The sequence below is a fragment of the Rhizobacter sp. P3_C12 genome, from assembly GCF_056402735.1.
The window spans coordinates 1-2103 of the sequence record NZ_JBFUGW010000524.1; the positions used below are offsets into that span (position 1 = coordinate 1).

The 2103-nt window shown below is 74.7% G+C and carries 3 protein-coding genes; all 3 read left to right on the forward strand.

The annotated features are described in order from the left end of the window. The coding region (locus tag AC1DXV_RS34060) for a glycine zipper 2TM domain-containing protein (protein WP_477937979.1) at positions 1-541 on the forward strand (541 nt) is incomplete at its 5' end. Between the two features lies 1 nt (position 542). Next, a complete protein-coding gene (locus AC1DXV_RS34065) occupies positions 543-1253 on the forward strand; it encodes a TorF family putative porin (protein WP_477874110.1) in 711 nt (236 codons plus the stop codon). Positions 1254-1296: 43 nt separating this feature from the next. Beyond that, positions 1297-1944: a sigma-70 family RNA polymerase sigma factor gene (locus AC1DXV_RS34070; RefSeq protein ID WP_477937980.1), complete on the forward strand. Its 648-nt coding sequence runs from the start codon at positions 1297-1299 to the stop codon at positions 1942-1944. The last annotated feature ends 159 nt before the right edge of the window (positions 1945-2103 follow it).

Sequence of the window (2103 nt, forward strand, 5' to 3'; positions counted from 1 at the left end):
GCGCCGCACGGCCTGGTGGGTCGCCGGTGGCCTGGGCGTGGTCGGCGCCGGTGCGCTGGCGGCTGCACTGACGGCCGGGCCGAAGCCCGCGCCGGTCGAGCCGGCGGCGCCGGTGGCCGCCACCGCCTCGGCCAAGGGCAAGGCCGGCCACGCCGCCAAGCCCGCACCGGCCACCACCACCACCGCGGCTGCCGACATCTGCGCGAACTGCGGCACCGTCGAGAGCGTGAAGACCGAGACCCGCAAGGGTGAAGGCACCGGCCTCGGCGCGGTCGCCGGCGGTGTGCTCGGCGGCGTCGTCGGCCACCAGATGGGCGGCGGCAACGGCAAGAAGGCGATGACGGTGCTCGGTGCCGTCGGCGGCGGGCTGGCCGGCCACGAGGTCGAGAAGCGCGCCCGCAGCACCACCGTCTACCAGGTGCGCCTGCGCATGGACGACGGCACCACCCGCACCGTCACGCAACAGACCGCGCCCGCGGTCGGCGGCCGTTTCGAGGTCGAGGGCAGCACACTCAAGGCGATCCCGCTGCCGAAGGCCTGATGTGACAGCCCTGCTGCGCGCCGTCGCGACGGCCGCAGCGGCGCTGGCGCTGTCCGGCGCCCGGGCCCAGGAGGTCGACGCCACCGTCGGCGCCAGTTCGGCGCTGCTGGTGCGGGGCGTCGCGCTCGGCAACGGCAAGCCGGCGCTGCAGGCCGGCGTGTCGGTGGACACCGTCGACGGCTGGCTCGCGGGGCTCGGCGTCGCGACGCTGCGGCCCTCCGGCGACGCCGGCTGGACGACCCAGCTGCACCTGCGCGCCGGCCATTCGTTCCGGCTCGACGACGACTGGAGCGCGCAGCTCGCAGCCACGCGCTACGCCTACCCGTTCGACGACTACCTGCGCAGCTTCGACCGCGATGAGTTCGGCGCGACGCTCGCGTGGCGCGACCGCGTGCTCGGCTCGGTCACCGCGCTGCGCCAGACCACCGCGTCGTCGAACGGCCACCGCAGCGGCTGGGCCGCCGACCTGGTGCTGCGCCAGCCGCTGGGGCGCTTGGCGGGCGTCTCGTTCGCACTGACGGCCGGGCTCGGCCACCAGGACCAGCAGCGCCGCGCCGGCTTCAGCTACGACTACGGCCACCTCGGCCTGGGCGGGCGCATCGGCGCGCTGCAGTTCGAGTTGTCGCGCGTCGCGACCGACGCCCGGGCGCGCGAATGGTTCGGCGCGGCGGCCGACGCCCGCTGGGTGGGCAGCCTGACGGTCGGCTTCTAAAAAATACTTGCAACTTTCGCGGCGCCCGCGCGTACACACCGGTATGCCGCTGCTTTCGCTGATCCGCGCCCGCCCCGCCGCCGCCCGCCTGGACGATGCGGACGAGGCCGCGCTGCTGCGCCGCATCGCCGAGGGCGAGCGCGCGGCGCTGGCGGCGCTGTACCACGGCTACCACCGCCGCCTCGACCGCTTCCTGGCCCGGCTGACGCGCCGCGCCGACGTGGTGGAGGAGGTGATCAACGACACCTTCTGGATCGTCTGGCAGAAGGCCGGCGAGTTCCGCGGCGAGTCGCGCGTGTCGACCTGGATCCTCGGCATCGCCTGGCGCAGTGCGCTGAAGACGCTGCGCGAGCACGGCGAGGAGCCGGTCGAAGCGCCCTCGGATGAACAAACCCACGAGCTGCATGCCCTCGACGACCCCCACGCCCGCCACGAGCTGGCCGACTGGGTCGCCAAGGGCATGCGCCGCCTCAACGCCGAGCAGCGCGCGACGATGGAGCTGGCCTATGGCGCCGGCCACTCGCTCGACGAGGTGGCGCAGATCATGGACTGCGAGCTCAGCACCGTGAAGGCGCGCATGTTCCACGCCCGCGCGAAGCTGCGCCAGGTGCTGCCGATGCTGGCCGGCGTGCCGCCGGTGCGCCGCCCGGGCCGTGCGGGCCGCAAGGAGTACGACGATGAAGAAGCATGACGCCGACGGCGATTCCACCGACCTGGCCTGGCAGCGTGCGCTGCGCCAGGCGATGGCCGAGCCGCAGCCGCCGCTGACCGATGCCGATGCGGGGCTGAAGCGGCTGATGCGGCGCATCGACGAGGCCGAGGGCGGCTCCGCGCCGGTGGCGGCGGGCCG